General features: G+C 62.0%; 26 protein-coding genes. 21 read left to right on the forward strand and 5 right to left on the reverse strand.

The features are described 5' to 3' along the window. Nucleotides 1-189: 189 nt before the first annotated feature. The gene (locus JQ632_RS01760) at nucleotides 190-480 is read left to right on the forward strand and encodes a succinate dehydrogenase assembly factor 2 (RefSeq protein WP_212400550.1); all 291 of its coding nucleotides are present in this window, start codon (nucleotides 190-192) and stop codon (nucleotides 478-480) included. After that, complete coding sequence (mfd, locus tag JQ632_RS01765; RefSeq protein ID WP_212400551.1) at nucleotides 477-3995, forward strand: transcription-repair coupling factor; 3519 nt, start codon at nucleotides 477-479, stop codon at nucleotides 3993-3995. The genes JQ632_RS01760 and mfd overlap by 4 nt, the downstream gene beginning before the upstream one ends. A gap of 97 nt (nucleotides 3996-4092) precedes the next feature. Here mfd and JQ632_RS01770 read toward each other — a convergent pair whose 3' ends face one another. Both JQ632_RS01770 and JQ632_RS01775 read right to left on the reverse strand, forming a co-directional pair. Then, nucleotides 4093-4947 (reverse strand): ABC transporter substrate-binding protein, encoded by an 855-nt coding sequence (locus tag JQ632_RS01770; protein WP_249151230.1) that lies wholly within the window; start codon nucleotides 4945-4947, stop codon nucleotides 4093-4095. 362 nt (nucleotides 4948-5309) lie between these two features. After that, nucleotides 5310-6539 carry a GGDEF domain-containing protein gene (locus JQ632_RS01775; RefSeq protein WP_212400553.1) on the reverse strand — a complete coding sequence of 410 codons (1230 nt, stop codon included), beginning with the start codon at nucleotides 6537-6539 and terminating at the stop codon, nucleotides 5310-5312. Nucleotides 6540-6938: 399 nt separating this feature from the next. Here JQ632_RS01775 and JQ632_RS01780 point away from each other — a divergent pair, with 399 nt between their 5' ends. From JQ632_RS01780 to JQ632_RS01800, 5 genes are all read left to right on the forward strand, one after another. Then, on the forward strand, nucleotides 6939-7220 hold the full coding sequence (locus tag JQ632_RS01780; RefSeq protein WP_212400554.1) for a hypothetical protein: 282 nt from the start codon (nucleotides 6939-6941) through the stop codon (nucleotides 7218-7220). Between the two features lie 34 nt (nucleotides 7221-7254). Further along, nucleotides 7255-7650: a hypothetical protein gene (locus tag JQ632_RS01785; RefSeq protein WP_212400555.1), complete on the forward strand. Its 396-nt coding sequence runs from the start codon at nucleotides 7255-7257 to the stop codon at nucleotides 7648-7650. A 106-nt stretch (nucleotides 7651-7756) separates the two neighbouring features. Beyond that, on the forward strand, nucleotides 7757-7984 hold the full coding sequence (locus tag JQ632_RS01790) for a hypothetical protein (RefSeq protein ID WP_212400556.1): 228 nt from the start codon (nucleotides 7757-7759) through the stop codon (nucleotides 7982-7984). Nucleotides 7985-8232: 248 nt separating this feature from the next. Continuing rightward, on the forward strand, nucleotides 8233-8550 hold the full coding sequence (locus JQ632_RS01795) for a hypothetical protein (RefSeq protein WP_212400557.1): 318 nt from the start codon (nucleotides 8233-8235) through the stop codon (nucleotides 8548-8550). A gap of 413 nt (nucleotides 8551-8963) precedes the next feature. After that, on the forward strand, nucleotides 8964-9953 hold the full coding sequence (locus JQ632_RS01800; protein ID WP_212400558.1) for an ABC transporter substrate-binding protein: 990 nt from the start codon (nucleotides 8964-8966) through the stop codon (nucleotides 9951-9953). Nucleotides 9954-10543: 590 nt separating this feature from the next. Here the strand turns inward: JQ632_RS01800 and JQ632_RS01805 are convergent. Beyond that, a complete protein-coding gene (locus JQ632_RS01805; protein ID WP_212400559.1) occupies nucleotides 10544-11608 on the reverse strand; it encodes an IS110 family transposase in 1065 nt (354 codons plus the stop codon). Nucleotides 11609-11762: 154 nt separating this feature from the next. On the opposite strand from JQ632_RS01805, the gene JQ632_RS01810 reads away from it, so the two are divergent. From JQ632_RS01810 to JQ632_RS01860, 11 genes are all read left to right on the forward strand, one after another. Next, a complete protein-coding gene (locus JQ632_RS01810) occupies nucleotides 11763-12743 on the forward strand; it encodes an ABC transporter substrate-binding protein (protein WP_212400560.1) in 981 nt (326 codons plus the stop codon). 889 nt (nucleotides 12744-13632) lie between these two features. After that, nucleotides 13633-14463 (forward strand): GNAT family N-acetyltransferase, encoded by an 831-nt coding sequence (locus JQ632_RS01815; RefSeq protein WP_212400561.1) that lies wholly within the window; start codon nucleotides 13633-13635, stop codon nucleotides 14461-14463. A gap of 404 nt (nucleotides 14464-14867) precedes the next feature. Continuing rightward, complete coding sequence (locus JQ632_RS01820) at nucleotides 14868-15851, forward strand: ABC transporter substrate-binding protein (RefSeq protein ID WP_212400562.1); 984 nt, start codon at nucleotides 14868-14870, stop codon at nucleotides 15849-15851. Between the two features lie 712 nt (nucleotides 15852-16563). Beyond that, nucleotides 16564-17313 (forward strand): hypothetical protein, encoded by a 750-nt coding sequence (locus JQ632_RS01825; RefSeq protein WP_212400563.1) that lies wholly within the window; start codon nucleotides 16564-16566, stop codon nucleotides 17311-17313. A gap of 13 nt (nucleotides 17314-17326) precedes the next feature. Continuing rightward, nucleotides 17327-18013, forward strand: a complete 687-nt coding sequence (locus JQ632_RS01830) for a hypothetical protein (RefSeq protein WP_212400564.1) — start codon at nucleotides 17327-17329, stop codon at nucleotides 18011-18013. Between the two features lie 43 nt (nucleotides 18014-18056). Next, on the forward strand, nucleotides 18057-18629 hold the full coding sequence (locus JQ632_RS01835) for a hypothetical protein (protein WP_212400565.1): 573 nt from the start codon (nucleotides 18057-18059) through the stop codon (nucleotides 18627-18629). 73 nt (nucleotides 18630-18702) lie between these two features. Further along, nucleotides 18703-18981: a hypothetical protein gene (locus tag JQ632_RS01840; protein ID WP_212400566.1), complete on the forward strand. Its 279-nt coding sequence runs from the start codon at nucleotides 18703-18705 to the stop codon at nucleotides 18979-18981. A gap of 4 nt (nucleotides 18982-18985) precedes the next feature. Continuing rightward, the gene (locus JQ632_RS01845) at nucleotides 18986-19294 is read left to right on the forward strand and encodes a GNAT family N-acetyltransferase (RefSeq protein WP_212400567.1); all 309 of its coding nucleotides are present in this window, start codon (nucleotides 18986-18988) and stop codon (nucleotides 19292-19294) included. Nucleotides 19295-19326: 32 nt separating this feature from the next. Continuing rightward, nucleotides 19327-19566, forward strand: a complete 240-nt coding sequence (locus tag JQ632_RS01850) for a GNAT family N-acetyltransferase (RefSeq protein ID WP_212400568.1) — start codon at nucleotides 19327-19329, stop codon at nucleotides 19564-19566. 4 nt (nucleotides 19567-19570) lie between these two features. Continuing rightward, nucleotides 19571-19846: a hypothetical protein gene (locus JQ632_RS01855; protein ID WP_212400569.1), complete on the forward strand. Its 276-nt coding sequence runs from the start codon at nucleotides 19571-19573 to the stop codon at nucleotides 19844-19846. Continuing rightward, entirely contained in the window at nucleotides 19843-20064 is a 222-nt protein-coding gene (locus JQ632_RS01860; protein WP_212400570.1) for a hypothetical protein, read from the forward strand. Before JQ632_RS01855 ends, JQ632_RS01860 begins: the two co-directional genes overlap by 4 nt. A 9-nt stretch (nucleotides 20065-20073) precedes the next feature. On the opposite strand, the gene JQ632_RS01865 is transcribed toward JQ632_RS01860, so the two are convergent. Together JQ632_RS01865 and JQ632_RS01870 are read right to left on the reverse strand one after the other, a co-directional pair. Further along, nucleotides 20074-20322: a hypothetical protein gene (locus JQ632_RS01865; protein ID WP_212400571.1), complete on the reverse strand. Its 249-nt coding sequence runs from the start codon at nucleotides 20320-20322 to the stop codon at nucleotides 20074-20076. Nucleotides 20323-20588: 266 nt separating this feature from the next. Then, nucleotides 20589-21098 carry a hypothetical protein gene (locus tag JQ632_RS01870; protein ID WP_212400572.1) on the reverse strand — a complete coding sequence of 170 codons (510 nt, stop codon included), beginning with the start codon at nucleotides 21096-21098 and terminating at the stop codon, nucleotides 20589-20591. Nucleotides 21099-21591: 493 nt separating this feature from the next. Between JQ632_RS01870 and JQ632_RS01875 the strand changes: the two genes are divergently transcribed. The 3 genes from JQ632_RS01875 (at nucleotide 21592) to JQ632_RS01885 (ending at nucleotide 23579) form a co-directional block, all read left to right on the forward strand. Further along, nucleotides 21592-22343, forward strand: a protein-coding gene (locus tag JQ632_RS01875) for an IS5 family transposase (RefSeq protein ID WP_212400573.1) whose coding sequence is annotated in 2 segments (ribosomal slippage) — nucleotides 21592-21922 and nucleotides 21922-22343 — 753 coding nt in all. Because the reading frame shifts where the segments join, the coding sequence is not laid out codon by codon here. Nucleotides 22344-22432: 89 nt separating this feature from the next. Then, nucleotides 22433-23047, forward strand: coding sequence for a hypothetical protein (locus tag JQ632_RS01880; RefSeq protein ID WP_212400574.1), 615 nt, complete (start codon nucleotides 22433-22435; stop codon nucleotides 23045-23047). A gap of 67 nt (nucleotides 23048-23114) precedes the next feature. Then, a complete protein-coding gene (locus JQ632_RS01885; protein ID WP_212400575.1) occupies nucleotides 23115-23579 on the forward strand; it encodes a hypothetical protein in 465 nt (154 codons plus the stop codon). The last annotated feature ends 638 nt before the right edge of the window (nucleotides 23580-24217 follow it).

Here is a 24217-nt window from a genome sequence, read left to right on the forward strand (position 1 = left end):
CGGCGAAGCCTTTGGCGGAGCAGGGACCCGCGAATCCATCTTTCAATGACTGGGGATTGCCGGGTCAAGCCCGGCAATGACGGTCCCCAAACAATTGCAATAACAAAGGGCTGACATCGGCCGTTCAAGTGGCTATATCACCCCCGCCCGGCACGTCCGGGCTTTTGGCGTTGGACGGATTTTGCGAAAATGACGGGAACGACACGATCGAGCGGCGGCCTGGATGATCGCCGCAAGCGGCTTTTGTTCCGCTGCTGGCACCGCGGCACGCGCGAGATGGACCTTATCCTCGGCCGTTTTGCGGATGCGGAGATCGGCAGCCTGTCCGATGCCGAAATGACCGAGCTGGAGCGCCTGATCGAGGTGCCCGATCCCGATCTCTATGCCGCAATCACCGGCGACAAGGAGCTGCCGGCGGATGTGCCGGGCGAGCTGTTCGCGCGCATCAAGGCGTTTCCGGCGGCGGGCGACAATTCATGAAACCGGCCTCGAAATCGCCGACCGAGCTGCTTGCACCGGGCCGCGCGCTGACGCTTGCCAATGTCGCCGAGGGTGCCGAAGGCCTCGTCGTCTCCGATCTCGCGCGAGCCATCGCGGCGCGGCCGAAGAAGCCGGCGGTCAGCCTCGCCGTCGTCTGCCGCGACGGTCCGCGCATGCAGCAATTGGAACGCGCGCTCCAGTTCTTCGCGCCCGACCTGCCGGTGCTGCTGTTCCCTGCCTGGGACTGCCAGCCCTATGACCGCGTCTCGCCGCATGGCGGCATCTTGGCGCAACGCCTGACCACGCTGGCGCGGCTCGCTTCGCTCACGGGCAGCGACAAGCCGCTGATCGTGCTGACCACGGTCAACGCGGTTGTTCAGCGCGTGCCCTCGCGCGATCTCGTGGCGGCCCAGGCGCTCTCGCTGGCGCCCGGCAACGTCGTGCCGATGGACACGATCGTCTCCTGGCTCGAGCACAATGGCTACGCCAGATCCTCGACCGTGCGCGAGGCGGGCGAATATGCCGTGCGCGGCGGCATCCTCGATCTCTTCCCGGCAGGCCTCGACCAGCCCGTCCGCTTCGATTTCTTCGGCGACAGTCTGGAGTCGATCCGCTCGTTCGACGCGGAGACGCAACGCACGCTCCTGGACATGCGTTCGCTCGATCTGGTGCCGATCTCGGAATTCCAGCTCGTCACCGACACCATCCGCCGCTTCCGCATGGGCTATGTCGCCGAGTTCGGCGCGCCCGAGCGCGACGACGCGCTGTATGAAGCCGTCAGCGAAGGCCGCCGCCATCCCGGCATGGAGCACTGGTTGCCGCTGTTCCAGGAGCGGATGGATACGCTGTTCGATTATCTCGACGGCGCGCCGATCGCGATCGAGCCGCAGGCCGAGGACGCCGTCCGCGAACGCTTCAAGCAGATACTCGACTACTACCAGGCCCGCCGCGACGCGCTGGAGCATCCGACCGGCGGCGCCATCTACAAGCCGCTGCCGCCGGACCGGCTCTATTTGACGGAAGAGGAGTGGGGCCAACGCATCGCCGGCGTCGCGCTGGCGCGGCTGACGCAATTCTCGGTGCCGGCCGACGGTGTCTCGATCGTCGATGCCGGCGCGCGCAAGGGGCGGGACTTTGCGCCGGAGCGCAACGATACCACCGTCAACGTCTTCGAAGCCGTCGTGTCGCATGTGCAGGCACTGCATGCCCAGCGCAAGAAGGTCGTGGTTGCCTTGTGGACCGAGGGCTCGCGCGACCGCATGGCCTCGATGCTGCGCGACCACAAGCTGACGCAGACGACCAGCGTCAATAGCTGGCGGACGGTGCAGGCGACGCCCCGCAACGAGACCATGCTCGCCGTACTCGGCCTCGAAAGCGGGTTCGAGACCGACGCCATCGCAATCATCAGCGAGCAGGACATCCTTGGCGACCGCCTGGTGCGGCCGCGCAAGGCGAGCCGCAAGCTCGACAATTTCATCTCGGAGGTGACGAGCCTTGCGGCCGGCGACATCGTGGTCCACGTCGATCACGGCATCGGCCGCTTCATCGGCTTGCAAACGCTCGACGTCGCCGGCGCGCCGCATGATTGTCTCGAGCTGCATTATGCCGCCGAGACGAAGCTGTTCCTCCCGGTCGAGAACATCGAGCTGCTGTCGCGATATGGCTCCGACCAGACCACGGTCGAGCTCGACCGCCTCGGCGGCTCCGGCTGGCAGACGCGCAAGGCAAAGCTGAAGAACCGCATCCGCGAGATCGCGGGCGAGCTCATCAAGATCGCCGCCGAGCGCATGCTGAACGAGGCGCCGAAGCTGCCGGTGCAGCAGGGCGTCTATGACGAATTCTGCGCGCGCTTCCCTTATGACGAGACCGAGGACCAGCTTGGCGCCATCGAATCCACGCTGAAAGACCTGGAGCGCGGCCGGCCCATGGACCGGCTGATCTGCGGCGATGTCGGTTTCGGCAAGACGGAAGTGGCGCTGCGGGCGGCCTTTGCGGTTGCGCTAGAGGGCAAGCAGGTCGCTGTCGTTGTGCCGACCACGCTGCTGGCGCGCCAGCATTTTAGGACTTTTACCGAGCGCTTCCGCGGCTTTCCCGTGAACGTCGCGCAGGCCTCGCGCCTCGTCCCGACCAAGGAGCTGAACCAGGTCAAGAAGGGGCTGACCGATGGTTCCGTCGACGTCGTCGTCGGCACCCATGCGCTGCTCGGCAAGGCGATCAAGTTCCGCGACCTCGGCCTGCTCATCGTCGACGAGGAGCAGCACTTTGGCGTCAGCCACAAGGAGCGGCTGAAGGCACTCCGCTCCGAGGTCCATGTGCTGACGCTGTCGGCGACGCCGATCCCGCGCACGCTGCAATTGGCGCTCACTGGAGTCCGCGAACTCTCGATCATCGCCTCGCCCCCGGTGGATCGCCTTGCGGTCCGCACCTTCGTCGCCCCGCATGATCCCCTGATGATCCGCGAGGCGCTGCTGCGCGAGCGCTATCGCGGCGGCCAGGCGTTCTACGTCGTGCCGCGCATCGACGATCTCGCCGAGGTCAAGGACTTCCTCGACAAGAACGTGCCGGAGATGAAGGTCGCGGTCGCGCACGGGCAGATGCCGCCCGCCGTGATCGAGGACATCATGACGGCGTTCTACGACGGCAAGTTCGACATCCTCCTGTCGACCACGATCGTGGAATCCGGCCTCGATATCCCCAACGCCAACACGCTGATCGTGCACCGCGCCGACATGTTCGGCCTTGCGCAGCTCTACCAGCTCCGCGGTCGCGTCGGCCGTTCCAAGCTGCGCGCCTATGCGCTGTTCACGCTGCCGGCGCAGCAGAAGATCACGGCGCAGGCCGAACGGCGCCTCACGGTGCTGCAATCGCTGGAGACGCTGGGCGCCGGCTTCCAGCTCGCCTCGCACGATCTCGACATCCGTGGCGCCGGCAATCTCTTGGGCGAAGAGCAGTCCGGTCATATCAAGGAGGTCGGCTTCGAGCTCTATCAGTCGATGCTGGAGGAGGCGATCGTCAACCTCAAGGCCGGCGTTTCCGAGCCCGCGGCCGACCGCTGGTCGCCGCAGATCACCATCGGCATGCCCGTGCTTATTCCGGAAGACTATGTCGGCGATCTCTCGGTGCGGCTGTCGCTCTACCGGCGGCTCGCCGATCTCGACACCGAGGAGGCGATCGAGAATTTTGGCGCGGAGATGCGCGACCGTTTTGGCGTGCTGCCGGACGAGGTGCGCTATCTCTTCAAGGTCGCCGCGATCAAGGCGTTCTGCCGCAGCGCCAATGTCGAGAAGGTCGATGCCGGGCCGAAGGGCGCGGTCATCAGCTTCCGCGACAACTCATTCGCCTATCCCGATCGCCTCGTGACCTTCATCCGCAGCCACGGCCAGGCCGCCAAGGTGCGGCCCGACATGAAGGTGGTGTTCTTCCAGGATTGGGAGACGCCGGAGGAGCGGCTCGCCGGCACGACCGAGATCCTGCGCCAGCTCGCGGGTCTCGCAGCGAGCAAGAAGGCGGCGTGATTCCGACCGGGGCGTGCACTCGTAAGGCCGAGGCACGTCCGTTCTTCTCTTTGAAAGCGGTCGTTGGTGAGGCACGAGCAAAAAGCGACGTCAGCTGTCACTCGATGACCTCATCGGCGCGCGTCAATAGCGGCGTCGGAAGTTGCCTGCCAAGAAGCTTGGCCGTACCGAGATTGACCGCCAACCAAAAGTTGCTTGGAAATTCGATCGGAAGATCACCGGGGCGCGTGCCCTTCAGTATCTTGTCGGCGAAATAGGCGGCGCGCCGATAGCACCAGCGCAGATCAACGCCATAGCTGACTAAGCCACCCATCGCGACATGTTCGCGGTATCCAAAAACGGTCGGTAGCCGTTCCTCCCGCGCGAAAGCAGCAATCCGCTCGCTGGAAAAAAGCAAGAAGCTGGTCTGGAGCACGACGACCACATCGACCTGTTTGCGTGCAAGAGTACCAAGGGCGGCGGAAATGTCGTCGGGACTACTGGCGTCCGCCTCGACCACGGTTAGTCCGAGTGTTCGGCAAGCCCCTCTCAAGTCCACCATTTGAGGGGGGCCCTTTGGATCAGCCAAGTTTGTGAGCAAGCCGATACGGCTCGCGTTGGGGGCGATTTCCCGCGCAAGTTCGATCTGTTTGGTTGGCAGGCCCGCAACGTATGGCTCAATCCCTGTAACGTTGCCCCCGGGGCGAGCTTCGCTGGCTATCAGCCCCAAGTGGACGGCATCAGCGAGTGCAGGGCAAACGATCGGTATGCTCGACGTCGCTTTGCGCACAGCGACCGCTTCCAATGTCGAAGGCGCGAGGACGATGTCGGGCGAGAGTTTGAGGATCATCTCCTCGATGCTCGCCATGCGGTCGGGAAGCACTTCGGCCCGCCGGACCACGTTGATATTGCGTCCTTGAACATAACCGGCGTCAGACAAACCGAGCATGAAGCTGTTAAAGAACTCGACCATGAATGGTGGAAGGCTCCTGCCCGGGGGCGGTGCACCAGCCCAGGCGATTAACGGACGTTTGAATTCGGACTGTGCCGTTGAGGTTCGGCAAGGCAGTAGGGCGGCCCCTGCAGTGGCGGCGCCCCACAAGCTGAAATCCCGAATGAACTCACGCCGTCTCATTCAAATCACCTCGTCGGCGACTGGGTCGGTGTCGGTGGGTACCATCGAGCCCCCCTGCGCCGCGTACAATTATTGAAGCGGACACACGAACCGAAGACAAGGGCCGCTATCTTTCAAAATGGGTCAAGAGCAGAAGTCCCAGCCCGCCAATGGCAAGGCTGGCCCGCTCCCGAAAGCAGACGTCAAGCGTCTATGAATAGCTAGGAAGCCGCGCGCGGCGCGTCGGCGTAGATGCGGGAGAGCAGCGTCTTCGCGGTGTCCGAGGGGGACAGCGAATCCACGCTGACGACGGGCTCGCTGCGCGGCTCGCGTTTGCCGTTGGAGGTGTGCCGCATCACGGCGGACAGGCGGCGCGCGATCATATGGGCGGTGCGGAAATCGGTTTCCGCAAACACCACGATCACGGAGCCGTCCTTTTGCGCGGCGCCAAAGTCCATCTGGCGCATCAGCCGGCTCAGGATTCGCGCGGCGTCGAGCTGGGCGCGGGGATTGCGCGGGTCGAAGGCGAAGCGCGCGACCGAGAGGCCGCCGCCACGCGACAGCGTCTGCTCAACGGCCTTGGTGAAGTCGCGACCAAAGGCTTCCGGCGTCAACAGGCCGCTGCGCGGATCGAGCCAGCCGCCGGCGTCGATCGAGCGCAGCGTGCGGCTCAGTTGCGCCTCGAAGGCATGCTGGCGGATCAGCGGCAGCGCGGCAGCGGCGATCCTGGCAGGATCGCCGGCGATCAGCTCGAGATTGGGCAGATCGTGCTGGATCGAGAGCTGCTGCGCCGTGACGATCACGGGCAAATTGCGGAAGCGGGTGTCCTCGGCGAGCACCGTGACAAATGCGTCAGCCACCCGCGCGGAAAACCCTTCTGCGAGCACGACGCCGTCGATGTCGCGGGTGTTGAGATGTTTGGCGGCAGCCTCGATCGAGAGCGCGCCGACCACGCCGGTGCGCTCGCCGAGCGCGACTGACAGCGCCGGGTAGGCGGAGCCGCGGCCGATCAGCAGCACGGTCGCATCGCGCGCCGGATCGGTGTCCGGCAGCGAGATCGGCGTCGTCACTTCCGGCAGCCGGCGCAGCACGGTCGCATGCAGCGTGCGCACGCGCATGGCGGCGCGCAGCCGTGCGACCAGCCGCTCGGAATTGGCGCCGCGTAAGGAGAACGGCAGCGCGGTGTGCGGAAGGGCGCCTTGCGTATCCACCGCGACAAAGGGGAGGTAGAGCTGCTGGTCGGCGATCGCCTTGGCGACACCGGCAAGATGCGCCTCATGTCCGCCCGAGAGCGAGGCGAGGACGGCGGCGGGCTGCACCTGCGCAACGGCGCTTGCCGCGTTTGTCCAATCGCTGTCGATGACGGGAAAGAGTCGGGCCTCGTCCAGCCCCGAGACATAGGCTGGCCGAGGGGTATTGGAGACGAAGAGGATCGGGCCCGCCTGGGACATCGCTTACTCGGATGAAGCAATTAAACGAGCGGAAATCTAGTTCGGCCGCCTTAATGCCCGGTCAACGGGATGGGCAAAAGTGCGGTCAGGCCGGTCCGCTGCGGTCGCGAAAGGCCTCAACCATCAGAGGGTTGATGTTTGATGAAAAAACCGTTGTAAGTCAAAGGTATTGCGGGAGCCGTCGGCCTCACGTTGAAATGGCGGAAGCTCAAGAAGTGCGGAAAATACGAATCTTGCGCTGTGTACGGCGTATAAGCGGGAACGCTGCGGGACTTGACGGGAACCCTCGCTTTGCCTAGTTGTCCATGTATCGCAACGCCCGCGCTTTGCGGTTTGAAGTATGAAGTGATGGAAGTGGTCGAAGTTTTCCGGCGCGGATAACCCCGGAACACCACCACTATGACGCCCCCACAATCGACCGCTACAGCGCCAGCGCGCAAGCTGAGCCGCCGCGAAGCCGCGGACTACGTCACGGCGCGCCACTTCAAAATCACGCCCAAGACCTTCGCGAACCTCGCCGTCAAGGGCAACGGGCCCGCATTTCATAAGACCGGTGCCGGCCGCACTGCTCGCGTGATGTACGACTCCGCGACGCTGGATGCGTGGGCGGTCGCGAAGCTTGGCGCAGAGATCGCCAGCACGTCCGCGAATCGAGCAGCGGAGGGGCGGCATCATGCGTAACCACAGGCTCGACGCAGCCGCCGGGCTCAATGCGTTGGTCAATGACATCCTGACGCCAAGGCCCGCGCTCGCGACCGATGACGATACGTTCTTCGGTCTCCTGACCGCCGCGCGTGCCGCCGGTCTTCACGTCATCAAAGACGACGGCAGCCTAGACCTGACAGGCGTCAAGCTCACTCGCCGGCCGGAAAAGTCGCAACTCGGTCGCTCGTGGCGCGTCGTGCTTGGATTGCCCGGCGGGGTCACCAAAGCCGATATCGAGAAGGCAGCTGATCGCGAGGCGGGCAAGGCGCTGACGTCGGCACAGGCGGCCGTTGTCAACGTCGCTCGTCTTCAAGCACTGGCGGAGATCGGCGGACCGAGCACGGCAAGCTACCCGACCGCGGAGCCGCGCAAACCGAAGCGTCGCAGTTACCGGCGGATGCGCTGACGGCGGAAGGCAACGCCACCGATTTATCGCGGAAAGGTGGTGCGCCCTGCGTGATCGCGAACACATTCCGCATCCACAAAAGCCACGTCGCGGCGGGAGCGCAATCTTGGACGAACGCCAGCGCGCGGCATTGCGCGAGGTTGCTGCAGCCGGAGAGGGTAAGCCCTACGTTGAGGCCGCACGCCGCAGCTTGCCGAGCTGGAACGTGAGCACGATAACGGCGGCCCTTCGTCAGGAAGGCCATCTAGAAGCGGCCAAGCAGATTACGTCCGTTGTCTTCGCAACGCGGATGGAACACATGCCATGGCAGTTCATCGGGCGCGGAGGGCGCTAGCACGTGCATCGAATGCGAGACGCGGGCCGCAGAAGTCCGCGCGTTCGCCGACAGGCAGCTTGCGGACCGTGCGAGCCCGCCAACGGCTCACTAGCGGGGATACGTATCAACCTATTGCCGCAATGTCGCTGTTGCCGCGACGTGGTCAACGAAAGACGCCGGCATGACCGACTTGATTGAACACAGCTACAGGCCGAAAGCTCCGCTATCGGTCAAGCATTGAAACCACAATTGCGAAAGGAACGACCATGACCGAACAGCCCATCAACCTCGCCGCCGCACGTGACAAGCGCGACATTCGCAAGGTCGCTGCCGAACTTGCTGAGTTCTACACGAGCCAACCTGTCGCAGTTGCGGAAGCCGTCGTCGGCGCAATTCAGGACGGGCACCCGTTCATGACTGCATATCTTGTCGGCAAGCAGGTTCGCGATGCCATATCCGCGGCGCCGGGTGTTGCCGCAATGTCAGACGCGGACGTGCTCGCTATAGTCATGGACCGGGTTTTGAGCCGTGATGACGTTAACGAGCGTCACACCGAACCGGGCATTGCGGTAACCCATTCATAATCGGCGAGTTCGTAGCCAAGATTCGAGCCCCCAGTTTGGGAGTCTGAATCATGGGGGGCTGACCGAAAGCAATACTCGAGGCTTGGTCCTGGTACGGCGCTTACGGGCGGAAGCGGACATCAACCAATCCACAATCCTCGCCGAAACCGTCGAAAATGACGCCGAGCCGACATAGGCGGGGTTAGCAGCGCAGCAGGCTCCTGCCATGTCGAGTATGCTATCCTGTCCGCTGGAAGTGGTAGAGGCGCCCGACAGCGCCCCGACTCGACCCATAACGTGCGGCCTGCCGACGAAGTGAACGAGTGAGGCGACGCCAATTCTATCGCAGGCAAGATCGCCCATTTGGCGGTTAGGCGACCAGCCGCAAAGTGCTAGTCTCTAGATCCCATAGCGTGGTCCTTACAGGGGGACGCATGCAACGGCGGGAGTTCATCAGTCTTCTTGGCGGCGTGGCGGCTTGGCCGCTCGCGGCGCGCGCGCAGCAGAACGACCGCGTAAAGCGGATCGGAGTCCTGGTGGCAGCGACCACCGAGCATGATCCGGAGTCGGAAGCCCGCGTTGCGGCTTTTCGCCGTGGGCTCGAGGAGCTTGGTTGGGTCGATGGGCGCAACATACGCATCGATTATCGGTTTGCCGGCGGCGATGCCGACCGTATCCGGACTTACGTGGCGGAATTGGTGAAGTCGGCTCCGGATCTGATCGTCGCCAACAGTTCCCTTGTTGTCGCTGAGTTGAAGCGAAACACGGGCACGATTCCGATCGTCTTTGCCATCGTCACCGATCCGGTGAATCAGGGCTTCGTCACGAACCTCGCCCGTCCGGGGGGCAATATCACGGGCTTCACCCTCATCGAGTTCGAGATCATCGGAAAATGGCTCGGGCTGCTGAAGGAGATGGCGCCACGCGTCAACCGGGCGAAGCTCTTGTTCAATCCCGTTACTGCACCCTTCTTCGCGGTTTGGATGCGAGACCTCGGGACGCTCTCGGGTGCCTCTATCGAACTTGAGGCGGCGCCGGTGCACGACCGGGCCGGGATTGAAGCAACCATTTCCATGCTCGCGCGCGAGCCGACCGCGGGGCTGATCACCGCGGCGGATGTGTTCACGGTCGCCAATCGCAGCTTGATCATAGGCTTGGCGGAGCGTTACCGGCTTCCGGCGATGTATCAATTCCGGCAGTTCGCCGCGGAAGGCGGCCTGATGTCCTACGGGCCCGACACGGCCGATATCTTCCGGCGGGCGGCGTCCTATGTCGACCGCATTCTCAAGGGCGCCAATCCGGCCGAACTGCCGGTGCAGCAGCCGACGAAATTCCAGCTGGTCCTCAATCTGAAAACAGCGAACGCGCTCGGGCTGACCGTGCCGCCTTCGTTGCTCGCAGTCGCCGATGAGGTGATTGAGTAAATGATTACAGCCGTGTGTGTATTTGCTGCGCTGCATGAGTCCGGAAGTGGCCCTGAGGCGAAGTGGCGAACCGTCTCATTAAGGTCCGCTTCATGGGTGGCAGCGGACTAGTTTTGCTCAGGCCGAGTTCTTCGCATTTTGACCCAAATGTATGGTCCGGCCGCGCGTTGCAAGAGGTTTCGTCAACCTGGGTAGTTGCGGTCTTGCATCAATGTATCCGGCCTCTGTTTGGAGCGTGTTGCGCTCCGGGCCATCATGGATATCAGCGCGCATGCGATCTAGTTAGCGGACAGGCCTCGAACGGGCCATTTGGGTCACCAGTGTTCGCATGCGCCGGGAAGACCGATCCTCCATCGTCGTCTCATCCTCTCGCAGACCTCGGTGGGTTAAGGGGTGTTGGTTACGTCATCGATAGCTTCTCGCTTCGCGCTGTTCCTTCGTTTGTGCCTAGCGGTCGTTCCTTCGCCCCGGCCTGCGCGCGCAGACGCGCCGCGCGCCCGGGCCGTCAAGGCCGGCCGTCGTGCTGTCCCGAACGTCTTGCTCCACCGCTGCCAGGCCGCGTCTTGACGGCCCCGAGCACGGCGCGAGGATCAAGCAGGTCGGGGCGCCGTCTCCTCGGTGTTGACGCACGCGAAGGCGCGTCCCTTGTTGAGCACCGCCCAGGCGATCCGGGCGAGCTTGTTGGCGAGCGCAATCGCCAGCACGTTGTGGTGCAATCGTTTCTTGGCGGCTTCGATCCAAGATTTGAGGCCATAGCGCTCCCAGCACTTAACCTTGACCAGCACGACCCATGCGGCTTGCACGAACAGCGTGCGTAGGTAGCGATTGCCGCGCCGTGATATCTTGCCGAGGATCGTGCGGTCGCCGGTCGAGATCTGCTTTGGCACCAGTCCAAGCCAGGCGCCGAAGTCGCGGCCTTTCGAGAACACCTCTCCAGTGCCGATCGCGGCCACCATTGCGCTCGAGATAAGCGGGCCAATGCCGGGCACCGTCATCAGTCGCTCGCAGGCCTTGTCTTGACGGGCCAGCGTTTCGATCTCGCCAGATAGCCCCTCGATCCGCGCATCCAGCCGGCGCCAGTCGCCCGCCAGATCCTCGATGATGCGCAACATGCGAGGCAAGAGCACATCGGTGCGCGTCGCGAGGATACTTGGCAACTCGGACCGCAGGGAATGCAGGCCTTGCCGCACGGCGATGCCCCGCTCCAGCAGGAACGCACGGATCTGATTGATGACTCCGGTACGCTGACCGACCAACCGATCGCGGACGCGGTGCAGCGCCTGAAGGTCGAGCTGATCGGCGGTCTTGGTCGCGACGAATTTCATGGTCGGGCGTTGGACCGCCTCGGCGATGGCTTCCGCATCTCGGAAGTCATTCTTCTGTCCCTTCGAATAGGGCCGCACGTATTTCGCCGGCATCAGGCGGGCGTCGTGGCCAAGCATTTGGAGCCTGCGACTGAGATGATGCGCGCCGACGCAGGCCTCCATACCGATCAGGCACGGCGGCTGGTTGGCGAGCCGCGTTTCCACCTGGCCGCGTGACCACTTCTGCCGCAGCACGATGGCGCCGCGGTGATCATGACCCACGATATGGAACGAGTTCTTGCCGATATCGATGCCGATCACGGCGATCGCTGCGTTGAGTTTCTGAGACATGGCGTGCTCCTTGTCTTGAGCGCCCCTTGCCAGCTTCTCGTGCTGGCAGGGCCGGAGCACGGCCGGACCATCCCATTACCGGACGATCGTCGCCAACGCCGTGGCTGAAAGCTGCTATAAGTTGGTCCCTTGGCAGTCTGGATAGGTGGGCCAAATGAGGCGATTTACCCGCGCGTCGCCGGTCCTCACGGTTCTACTGTTCGTCTTTGCTTCGATAACAGCCACCCATGCCGCACAGAAGGTAGCTCGCATCGGAGTGCTGTGCGTTACTACGTGCACCACGGCCAGCATGAATGCGTTTTGGAAAGAGCTTGAGAAGCTCGGTTGGGTGGAAGGTGCCAACATCGTCATCGACCGCAAGGAAGCATTTGCACGCCTCGACCAACTATCGGCGTTGGCCTCGGAACTTGCGCAATCGAAGCCCGATCTTATTGTAGCTGTTGCTCCGCAGGCGGCGCGCGCCGCCGCGAATGCGACTTCGGAGATACCGATCGTGTTCGCGGCGGTAGCCGATCCCGTCGGCATGGGGCTTGCGTCGAACCTTGCTCATCCGGATCGAAACATAACGGGTGCCGCGTCATTCGCTCCGGGCGATTTCAACGGCAAGACATTCGGAATTGTTCGCGAGGTGTTGCCACAGGCGAAGCGGCTGGCGGCGTTCGTCAATTCAACGAATGAAACGCATCGGTTGCTGTTTATGAAGGACGCGCCGTCTGCAGCCGACAAGCTAGGCTTTCAGCTCGACATTTCCGATCTGCACAGTCCCGAGGAATTGCCCGGAGCGGTCGCTGTCGCCAAGGCCCGAGGTGCCGACGTATTGTACGTTGTGCCTGATGCCATCTTCACTGGTAACCGCATCCCCGATCTTGCTGCAATGGCAGGTTTGCCGTTGATGTCGATTGACCCTCGCTTTGCGCCATTGGGTGGTTTGATCTCCTACGGACCGGACTACCTAGCGGTTTCCCGGCTTGGAGCCCATTATGTCGATCGAATTTTGAAAGGTGCGAAACCGACCGACCTTCCCATCGAGCAATCCGACAAGTATACGCTCATTATCAATCTCAAGACCGCAAGATCGCTCGGCGTGGAAATCCCAGCGTCCCTTCTCGCGCGCGCGGACGAGGTGATCGAATAGGCTCTCCCTTGTTGCGGCGCATGAGTCCGAAAATGGCCCATCAGCGAAGTGGCGATATGCCTCAGGAGGTCCGCTTAGTAGGGCATGGCCGACTAGATTTGCTCATGCTGAGTTCTTCGCATTGTGACCCATCTCAGACATCGCATTGCAAGCACCAAGGCCTCCATACTAGGCTAGATGGAGCGGTGGAGGTCGGGATGAGGTGCCTGAATATATATGCCACTCCTGATGGAGAATCCCATTTTGGGGAGGTGGACATCGCGATGACGATGACTCCACTATTCCCCAACGAAGTGCCTGTTGAGCTTTCTACTTACTACCCAGCGTCACGCGTCCGTTTCGTTCACATCCCCGCCGGGGTGCGCGAAGCCGGTTTTCACACGCCACCGAGTAGACTCCTCGCCGTATGGCTGGATGGCCACGTGGAATTCGAGACGAGCGACGGAGAGGTGAGACGCGTTACTGCAGGAAAGGTGGTCCTCGTCGAGGATACGCACGGGAAGGGACATATCTCGCGCCATCCACCAGAAGGGCAGAACCTTATTTTGGTTATGCTGCCAAACGGACTTGACTTGCCATCTAACTAGTCAGCTTGTGGACCCGAAGCCGGCATGGTCGCTTGTGCAACCGTGAGACCGTGGCTGACGCCGTGAAAATACGGGAACTGCCGTAGCTAAGCCTGGTCGTAAAGGCTATTATCTTGTGCGACTTCCAAGCAGTGGGACGACGGCTATTCCCTGCCACCGGCACCCACGAGGACGGCGCTGTGGAACAGGTGTCTCAGTGCATATCGATCCGGCCTTTGGACGAAGGCGACTTGCCCGAAGCAGGTGCAATCTTGCGTCTTGCGTTCGCGACACAGTTCGGGATGCCGCCGGATACATTTTGGATGGATCGCGACTTCGTCACTGGTCGTTGGGTGACAGACCCCTCGCTGGCTTTTGGCGCGTGGATTGAAGACCGGCTCGTTGGATCCAGCCTGGGTACTAGTTGGGGAAGCTTGGGAGTATTCGGACCAATCTCAACACACCCGGACACGTGGAATCGCGGGATCGCGAGGCTCCTTATTCCTCCAGTGCTCGAGCGGTTGAATGCATTGGGAGCTCGGCACCTCGCCTTCTTCACAATTGCCGAAAGCACGAAACACATTGCCTTGTATCAGAGATTTGGCTTCTGGCCGCGTTTCCTGACCGCGATCATGACCCGCCCAGTCGATCCCAATGAGACAGTGGGAGAATCGGTTCGCTACTCGGCCATTGCCGACGCAGATCAAGTAAATTGGCTTAACGCGTGCCGAGTTCTAACAACTGAGGTACGCGACGGATTGGATCTCACAACAGAAATATGCTCCGCTCACACTCATGGACACGGCGACAGCGTCTTTCTTACGGATGGTTCACGGGTGGAGGCAGTGGCTCTCTGCGAATACGGCCCCAAGAGCCCCGCAGGAGCCGGTTCGTGCCTAATTAGGTTCGCAGCGGCACACCCTGGCTCGGATACTGAAAGGCCTTTTGATCGATTGCTCACTGCCTGCGAAACGCTGGCAGCAGACCAAGGGCTTAAACAAATCGTGGCATGTGTAAATGCCAGTCGCCCCAAGGCTTATCGACATCTTCTGGCCTTGGGCTTTCGCGCCCAGCGTAATGGCGTGACCATGCATCGCCCGAATGAAGACGCGTATAATCAGACAGCCGCTTTTGTTCTCGATGATTTACGATAGCAAGCACATCTTTTCTCGTCCGGCGGGAAGGCAAATCTGAAGGTCAGGGCGCGCTTGTTGGGACGACCGTTCAGGAATATGGCGCTCACGATGTCGTGCCCGGCGTTGGCGGCGAGCCGCGCGGCTATCTTGAATTCACGGAGCTATTGTACGATTGATCGCACAGGTTGCCTATCCAGGCTGATGTCGGCTGTTGGCCCTTCGCGACATATTGCACCGCCGCGCGATCTCGGTCGCTAACAAAGCATAGCGGAAGTTGACGGGCAGCCGTCCATTGCAAAAGACGACGCTCTTGACCCATCTGAGACACTGGCCGACAAATTTGCTGTGATGCACAACCGGCGTCGCCCCCTGAATGTGATAGCCTCAACTCGCCTGGAGTCTGTGCAGGAAGGGAAGTCTCCATGAGGCGGCGGAAATTTGTCGCACTTCTCGGCGGCGGGGTGGCCGCATGGTCGTTCGCGGCGCGCGCGCAGCATGGGGAAAAGATTCCGCGAGTGGGCTTCATGGGCAACTCCACGGCTGCTCTGGAGGCCAATCTCATCGGACCGTTCCGCGAAGGCCTGCGCGAGCACGGCTACGAGGAGGGCCGCAACGTCGACATCGTGTTTCGCTGGGCGGAAGGAAGATACGAGCGGTTTCCTGCCCTCATTGCCGAACTCATCGCCGCCAACGTGGATGTAATCGTGACCGCCGGCACACCCGCCACGCTCGCGGTCAAGAAGGCGACGTCGACGGTGCCTGTGGTCATGGCCGCGGTCGGCGATCCGGTCGGCACCGGCATCGTGCCGAACCTCGCGCGGCCCGGCGGCAACATCACTGGGCTGAGCGCGATCGCACCGGACCTTGAAGGCAAACGGCTGGAGCTGCTGCGGGAGATCGTGCCCCACCTCGCCCACGTCGCTTTTTTCCTCAATCCCGCGAATGAATTTCATACGGCGTCGATGCGCCAGGCGCTCGCCGCGGCACAGGCTCTGAATATCAAGCTGCAGCCATGTGAGGTGCGCAAATCGGAAGACCTCGACGCCGTGTTTGCCTCGATCGTCAAGGAGAAGCCGGACGGCCTTCTCATCCTCGCCGACCGGATATTCCTGCATAACCGCCAACGCATGATGGGTTTCGCCACCGAACATCGCCTACCCAGTGTGAACGCCTATCGCGAACTGGTCGAGGCCGGCGGCTTGACGTCGTACGGGCCGAGCTACGAGGAGATGCACAGGCGCGCCGCCGATTACGTGGATCGGATCCTCAAGGGAGCGCGACCCGGCGATCTGCCGATCGAACAGCCGACCAGGTTCACGCTCATCGTCAACCTCAAGGCCGCACGGGCCCTCGGCCTCGAGGTGCCGCCGATGCTCGTCGCCCGCGCCGACGAGGTGATCGAATGATCATGCAATTTACTGCACTGCATGAGTCCGGAATTGGCCCTTCGCGACATATTGCGCTGCCGCACGAACTTGACCGCTATGGGGGCAAAGCGGACGTTGCCTTTGTCGCATCACGCCGCTCGGTTTATGGGTACACGGCCTTGTCTTCGAAGTCGGGCGCGCTCGGTTCTTCAAGGCGCCGCCACCGTCTCCGCCGCCGCCAATTGCCTGTTCTCCTTCTCTCGTGTTTGCCTGTTTGGAATTGATGGGACCGGGGGCGCCCCCAACACAAACGCCCCGGTCCTTCTCACGCGGCAGGCTGCCCACTGTCGCCGCCGATTGTCATGGCTCTTTCGACGTCCCCTTAACGCAAACGAACTTCGCCGCAACTGTGAGGGACCTCGCGGATTGTATGAAGATGACAAGACGACTGCCAACACGGAGCGGACTGACAACGCGCTTCGGGGAAAACTGACACTCCTGGAAAATCGATAGCCGCGTCAACGACGTGCGTTCAACGTATGCGCGGTATACACCTAAAAGTAGAATGAATCACAAAAACATCCTTGACGTAATTGCTGGTTTTCCGTAGTTCGTCTAGTCAGGCGACCGTCACTCAGATGACTTTGTCAGATATCGGTCGTGCGGGTAGTGAGGCAGTCAGGTCTTGGCAGTGAGGCGGGGCAAAAAAGCACGGTTCGGGGATGCACGGCGCCAAGCGCTCGCTGCGGCCTTGCTCAATCGTGGTGGCGCGACCGTTGAGGAGGTCGCGGTTCTCTTCAGCGTGTCCACGCGCACGGCCTATCGCGTGGCGAAGGAAGTCAACGCCGCACCATACGCCGCTGCCGATCGCGACATATCTGCTCTATTCGGCATGACGCCCGTTTCCGAACAGGGCACAGGCCTTCGCGAGCGCATCGCAGAGCTACGCGGCCGCAAGGGGCCGTCGGTGGAAGCCGTAATAGAGGCAGAGCGCGTCACCGTCACCCGCCGCGCCAAAGACGCACTGGACGCCGCGCATAGCCGGCTGGCGGACAGTTGGCGCAAGCTGCACGAAGATCAGGACGCGGGCCGGCGCGACCTGGCGGAATGTAGGGCAGCCGACGCCGCAGCGGTCGCAGCCGAGCGCAAGGCCGTTGCTGACGAACTGGCGGCCGGTCGTGGGGCGGTCGCCGCGGAGCGCCGCGAGATCGCAGCACAGCAGGCCTTCCTCGCCGACCTTATGAATCGGGTGCGCGTCCGCGTTGCGAAGACCGATGGGCCGTGGCTGCCCGCGTCGTTCTCCATGGCGGGGCACTCGATGCGCTATTCCGCACTCGTGACCTTCGGAGCGAGATCCGCACCCCAGCCGGCACCGGCCGCGCTGCCAGTGACGGTTCCGTGGGAGACAGCGGCAGAGCCCGGAACGGGACCGCCGGTCGATGCGTCGCCACCGCCGGAGCCACTGCCGGCCCTACTCCCCGATTTCGAATTCAACTTCTGAAGGACAGGACCATATGACCACCAACGCCAACAGCGCCATGGCACAGTACCGCCAACAGCAAATGCAAGCACTGAACACGCAACTCGACACCGCCGTGACGTATGGCGACACCGCGGAGGCGCGGAAGATCAGCGGCCAAATCGCCCAACTCGCGGGTACACCACTGCCGAAGTTTGCCGCCGCCGACGTACGCGCTGCGATTCTCAAGATCGCCCCCGAAGCCGCCACCAGCTTGAGGCTGATCACAGCACTGAACGCGGTCAGCCAGTCGGTTGCCAACAACCCGGACTTGATCAACGCACACGACACCGCCGAAAGCCTCGCGCTTGAGATGCTGGAGTCCGCCGGCTGGGAAGGCGCCGACGATGACGCGGGCGACGATGCCGACGCGGGTTCGAACCCGAACGACGACAATGGGTCCCAGCGGCGGTCCCGCAAACCCGCACGCCAGCACCGCGAGGAACCGCAACTTGGCGCCGGCCGTCCGACCGGTGGCAAGCGCCACAGCAACGCGTACGCGGACCTGCCGTCCGCATCGCGGGCCACGTTCGAACGGCTTGAGCGCGGTCCGATGCAAGGCGTGGCCAAGGCTGCGGCTGCCGGCGACAAACAGGCCAAAGCCTACATGGAGAAGGCCAAGACCGACTTCGCGACAACCGAACACGCGCGCTTGCGCCAACTGCGTCAGATTCGCCGGTAAGCGGGGCCACACTCAGCAAAACCCGAAATCGAAAGGAAATCACATGACGACGCAGCAACTCAAAGACCCTTTTTCGGGCTTGGCTCCGAACCTCATTCCGACCCCGCCCGCGAGCATGCCGGAGCCTCCGGGCGTTGGCGACGCAATGCAGGCGCTATCGCCGTTCTCGAAAGTGCAGGATATCGACAGCATCATTTCCGGCCTGACGTTGAACCGTGAACTGAAGCTGTTCATTCCGCAGGACATCAAAGAGCGGTTCAGTCAATACGAGTTCAGGGTCATCAACGACACTCCGACCGAAATTGCCCACGCCAAGCGTCAGTACTTCGAAGTTGTGGACGACCCGGAGGCGGTCGCGCTGTTCTCCGGCCTTGTGTCCGGCAGCACGAAGGACGGCCGCATTACGAAGCCGGTTCTCGTGGCCCGTGACAAGCGCGTCGGTAAGAAGCTGGCCAACCTTAAGCGGCAGGCTTTGCAGCAACAGTACGCCGCGATGGATCCGAAGAACCGCAGTTTCAACAGCGCGCATGCCGAAACGCAATCGGTCGTAAACGCAGGCGTGACTTCGGGAAAATTTAGCGGCGACTTCTGGCGGATAAAGCTCGCGCCGGAATAGGCACCAGCGCGAACGCGGTACCGCGCATCGGAGGAGCGACTTTGCGCGGTACCGTACACTGAAGGGGGACGACATGAGCGACATCGATCTACGCGGCAAGAGCCTGACCGAATTGCTCGCGCCGGGCATTTGGTGCGACGGCTTCACGACGGCGGAGCTATGCGAGCTGACAGGGTCCAGCATGCGCGCGATGACGGATCAAATTCGCCAGCACGCTTGCGACGGCACGGTTTACGTGGAGGTGCCTTCGGGCCGCGTCTTGAAGCGCGGAGCAGGCGCCGGCATCGTTGCGACCGCTGGCGAGCGCTCCGGCCCCATGGTCGACGCGCTGGACCTTGCGAGGCTGCGGTAGTGCCATGGCTTCGCTGTTCGATTTGCGCACCGAGCGCCTTTTCATACGCCGCCTCATGCCAAGCGACGCTCCGCAGTTGTTCGCGAGCTACGCGGGTGACCCCTACATTACGCGGTACCTCTCATTCAAGCGGCACGAGACGCAAGAGCAGACTGCCGCGTATATCGACGAAATGAGTGCTTTGAGCGCGGGCAATAACCACGTGTTTGCGGTGTGCCCGGTTGGCGAGCCGTGGCGCCCTGTCGGCGTTCTCGGCATCGGCGTTCACGGTGGCGACACGCACAACAGCGTCAGCGTCGGCTTCGGCATGTGAAGGACCGGCAGGCGAAAGCGGGAGCTAAGGGATTGCTGCGGGCCTTGCGCGACTACCTGTTCTCACTGCCTACCGTGCATCGCGTGTGGGGTCACACTGACACCGCCAACGTCGGCGTGCTGAAGCTCAATCAAAACCTAGGTTTCAAGGTCGAGGGCGTTTTGAGATCGTACGAGACGCACCCGAACGTGAGCGACGGACCGAGGGATTGCTACATCTACGCGATGACGCGCGCAGACTGGCTAGAACTGAAGCAAAGAGGCGAGAAGTAGCACCATGAACCTGACCTACAGCGACAAAAAGGCGTTCGGCGAGATCGCAAACGTGATGCGCGAGCGCGGCGGTGAACGCAGCTACTTCCTGCCGTCGATGCTAATCAGCGCCAATAGCCTCTTGCGCTACCAATTCCCCGGCGGTCTGAAGGAATTCGACGCATGGCTCATCGAGCAATGCGGCGCCGGCACCGTTGAGCGGACGATGAACCTTGCGACCGGACGTGCGGTCTACTCGCTCAACCGGTCGCCGATTAACGCGCTGCAGCTGGCGCCGTGAGTTGGAAGCGCAAGCCGAACCGGTTGGCCACCACTATCCCCGCTCGCGTGTCGGACGCGCTGCTGGCCCGGCTCGATTGGCTCGTGATCCACGACGGCGAAGTCGTGTCGCGCTCGCAGGCGGCTCGCGACGGTCTTCGTGGCTATGTCGAATGGCGCGAGGATACTTGCCGGCGGAACGGCCTCGCACCACCGACGCCGCGGGATTTAGAGGACTGAGACAATGCGCTACTCGATAACGACTGTTGACGGTACCACGCACACCGACACGCTGCCGGCGGACTTGTCGCGCGTGCTGACCGTCGTCGACACGGTCAACGAAACACGTGTTGCGCTTTGGCCGCCCGTTCCGGAGGTGCACGAGAAACCCGCCGCTGCGCCGGTCGTCACGGAAGCCGACATCGCCGCCGCGATGAAGCGGCTGAAGCTTTTTGTCAAAGAGACCCGCACAGGGAAGTTTAGCGTGTACGTCGGCATTCAGCCTCGCGGTAGCTTCGATACGCGCGACGCCGCGGAGGCATTGGTGCGGCGGTACGCGCTCAGTGCGTTGCGCACGGAGACCCGCAGCATGAAGACACTAAGCAGAATTGCGCAGCTTGACCAACGGACTGCCCTCCCGGACCAATGTCTGCACTCGGCGGAAGCGGACGTGCGACCCCCAAGGAGGAAGTCCGGGTTTGTCCCAAAGCCGTCATCTGACGTGGTCAAGAATTGTCGGACCAGACGACGCTTAGGATCTTGGCTCACGCTTTTTTCAGATAACGCTCCGCTAGATCTCTCGCCGTTAGGAAGTGATCATCCAAATGTAAGCCCATCTTCTCAACAAACTTAAGCACCCTGAGCAACGGGTCACTTATCTGTTTCGCTAGATCTTCCAACTGAGCGTCCAGTCGGCCGATGTCCTTTCCGCTTGCGGTAGACCTTTCCTTGAAGGCAGCGTCCCATTGTCGTTCATAGTTCTCCATTGCTTGCGATAGGGTCTCAACATGTCGCAGGTCACGTTCATTGAGCCTATCGCGCAATTGCTCATAAGTAACGGTTTGCACTGCTTTACCTGTACTTCGCGACTTAGCAACGAAAGCCTTCCGATCAGGTTGATCGGCATAAGCGAAGTCCGGTGGAGGGACCTCTGGCGCAGTCACCTTACCTGTGTTCTTCACCACATCGGCATAACCACGAAAAATCTTATCAAAGGAGTTGACTGTATCAGAAACCAATTTTGCTATGACCGCAGCCGTGGCGAGTTCGATCATGTTCCGCTCCCGCTTGTTTTAGCCATTGGAGGTAGAAGGCAGTAAATGCATCAACTCTATTCCTCGAAGAGCATTGCTAGCAACTGGCTATACCGGCTCTTCTGTCACCTCTGCCGAAAGCGCTACTCTCGTGCCGCGCGCAAAGGGTGACTTCAGTAACGAAATACCCTTCACGCATTCGCATTTAAAAGGGCTTGAGTTGTTTCGCGTCTCTGTGGCCGACAACTTGCTCGCCCGCGCCAACGAGGTCATCGAATGGCGATGCTGAGCCCGGTAGTGGCCCATATCGGACCCCCTCAGGCGACGAGGGCAACGTCGGTTGTTCCCATAGCTGCCCACGACGTGTGCGACAGCACGTCCGCAGTTGGCGAAAGCCGACACCGCATTCCAGGCGCTTCCGTTGGTCAACCGACTGAACCTTGCTTAGACGACGGTCTAGAGTCTGTTGGGATTCAGGATTCTCATCCGGGCATGATTGTGATTCAAGCTTTGGATGGAGCGATTCGTTTTGACTGACGCCCAATGGGCGAAGATGGAGCCGCATTGTCTGGGTAAGCCGGGCGATCCTGGGCGGAGCGGCAAGAACAACCGACTTTTTGTCGAAGCGGTCTTGTGGATTGCGCGCACCGGCAGCCCCTGGCGCGATCTGCCGGCCGCGTTCGGCCATTGGAACAGCATATTCACGCGCTTCCGCGACTGGGCGAAGGCGGATGTCTGGAAGCGGCTGTTCGAGGCCGTCTCCGACGATCCCGACATGGAATACGCCATGGTCGATGCCACCATCGTCAAGGTCCACCGCCACGGTCAGGGCGCAAAAGGGGGACTCAAAGCCAGGCCATCGGCCGCTCGAAAGGCGGCATGACCACCAAAATTCTGGCACTCACCGATGCACTCGGCAATCTCGTGCGCTTCGTGCTCATGCCGGGACAACGCTTCGACACGGTGGGCGTGCCGCCGCTCATCGAGGGATTGGCTTTCGACGCCTTGATCGCTGACAAGGCATTCGACAGCAACGCCATCATCGCCGAGCTCGATGCGCGCGGCGCCAAGGTCGTTATCTCCCAGCATCCGCGCCGCGCAAAGCCTCTCGCCATCGACGAGGAGATGTACAAATGGCGGCACCTGATCGAGAACTTCTTCGGCAAGCTCAAGGAGTTCAAACGCATCGCTATGCGCGCCGACAAGACCGATCAAAGCTTCGCCTCCATGATCCATCTGGCCGCCGCCGTGATAAACTCCCGATGAATCCCAACAGGCCCTAGAGCGAGGTGCGTCGCCTCAAAGCGCTGCGGGGACGCTAGGCTTAACATAGGGTGCCGGGTAAGATCGCAACTATGACAGTCGACTTCGCCAAGCTGATCAACAACGGCCCCGACTTCGCCGCGCTCGCGCAACCCGCGACGCCGCCGGATGACAACGGATACCCGTTCGGTAACCCGGTCTCCGGTGCGCGCGTGCTCGCGTACCTCGCGCAAGATATGCCGGCCGCGTCGGCGCCATCCATGGGCGGCATTCTTGCGTCGTTCAACACTGACGGGCAGCCGAAGTCGCGACGCCAAGCGTTCCTGAAGGCCTTGGAAGACGGCTCCGCACTCGACGGTGCCGCGGGCGTGGTGGGCCTTGAAGTCGCAGAGCTGGACGCCGCGCTTGCCGTGGACATGGGGCTTGCTCGTGCGGTCCGCATTGCGCAAGCGGTCGGTAAGAAAACGACCGTTGACGCCGGCAGCGCAGCACAGCGTTTCCGCCTCGCGACGACCGGGGGTATCGATAAGCCGGATAAGATCGGCGACCCGGGCACAGAGTACAACGACATGAAAGCGAAGCTGGCGTCGCTGATTGAGGCAACCGGGGAGGGGTTGACGGGCGGGGAGTACCTGCACGGCGTCCGGATTGACGACGCGCCGGCCGGGAGCATTGACGGCCTTCTGAGGCCCGCGAATGTCACCTGACCAACTGCCCGCCGTTGTTGAGCCGCGGCCACTCGCCAAGAACCAAATCCGCGCGCTCGAAACGTGCATGACCTATCCCGTAGCGCCCTTGCGCGGAGCAACCGACTTAATCGCCAGCGACGGCCGGCAGAAGGCGCTTTCCGAGATGGGCGCCGATCTTCAACCCGTGACCGTGGACGCACTTACGGCCTGCGGCATGCCCGACGATTGGGCCTCTGCGGTGTCCGGTGCGTGTGATGCCGTGTTCGCGGCGATGCTGGACTATGAAAGCGGGCTCGCGAAGATCGCCGCAGCCGAGCGCGCGGCCAAAAAAGGCGAGGGCGGTAAGTCCGACCTGATCCGGGGCAGGCTCGCAACCGGTGCAGCCAACGCCGTCGTGCTCGCGCTGACCAATGGCGACGTTGCCCGGCTTCTCGTGATGGCTGCGCACGCGTGCCCTATCCAGTTCGCCAGCCTCGCCGCCGTGAGCCCCGACCTTGACTTGGTCGGGAAGGTTCGGGCCGCAACCGCTCGCCTCAACCGTCGCGACTGAACACCCGGGACCGGTGGGCCTCTGCCAGCTTGCGCGTCAGCGGCTCCGATACAACCGCTTCTCCGCGCTCCTGCCTGTCTGGACCGGTGAGGCTGAAAGTGTCCGCTCTTTTAGGATGTCGGGATTTTGTCTGTTTGTCTGTTTCAATCCATAACCGATTGATTGATTGAATGTTTTAGAAACAGACAAACGTACAGACAGAGGGGCGTCAGTTGTCTGTTGTCTGTTTCTGTCTGCTCCACCCACCGGTCCCATACCCCCACGAAACAGACAAACAGACAAACTTTCCGGGTCCTAAAACAGCGGCATCCTCACCCCGGGCTAACCAATTGATTGCATTTATGTTCTGCAAGCAGACACGGACACTTCGAGCCCCCTTGTCTGTAACAGTTGCCTGTAAATCCCGGGTGCCGGTAACTTCCGCCCACCCGTCTCGCATTCTGAGGTTGTTCGATTGGTGTTCGCGCAACCGCGACCGCTCCGCCAGCCGCCGGGACCGGGGCCACCTTTTGTGGTTGAGTGCGCGGCCCGGAGCCCCAGCTTAACTATGCATCTGAGCATACCAGCTATTCTTGGTGCATACGCAGAATACGGTTGCTTTTTAGGTTGCGTTATTAAAAGCGACGTGCGAACCGTGT

It is taken from the genome of Bradyrhizobium liaoningense (assembly GCF_018130955.1).
GTDB classification, from domain to species: Bacteria; Pseudomonadota; Alphaproteobacteria; order Rhizobiales; family Xanthobacteraceae; genus Bradyrhizobium; species Bradyrhizobium liaoningense_C.